The 359-nt window shown below is 66.3% G+C and carries 1 protein-coding gene; it reads right to left on the reverse strand.

Going from position 1 to position 359, the window contains the following annotated elements; all coding sequences use genetic code 11:
- Positions 1-351 (reverse strand): transposase (locus QM806_RS41005; RefSeq protein ID WP_283295062.1); only part of this gene is annotated, 351 nt, incomplete at its 3' end.
- Between the last annotated feature and the right edge of the window lie 8 nt (positions 352-359).

A 359-nucleotide genomic window follows, 5' to 3' on the forward strand; every position in this document is an offset into this window, starting at 1 on the left:
CCCCCTTTTCGCCCGAACGCTTGCCGCGTCCAGGATCGCTGCCGTCCAGTCGAGTTCGCCCGCGCTACCGAGCCGATCGAGCACCTCGCGATGCAGTTTCTCGAACACCCCATCCCGCACCCAGGCACTGAACCGTCGATGCGCGGTCGGCACGGTCACCCCGAACGAGGGCGGCAGGTGCCGCCACGCACATCCGCTGGTGAGCACGTACACGATCGCGGTGAACACCGCCCGGTCATCGGCCGGCGCACTGCCACCTCCCTGCGGCCGGGCGACAAAACGCGGAATCAACGGTTCGACCATCTCCCACAACGCATCCGGAACCAACCGCAGTGACAACTCATCTACCACGCGTCACA

This window comes from Rhodococcus sp. IEGM 1351, assembly GCF_030056875.1.
Lineage (GTDB): Bacteria > Actinomycetota > Actinomycetes > Mycobacteriales > Mycobacteriaceae > Rhodococcus_F > Rhodococcus_F opacus.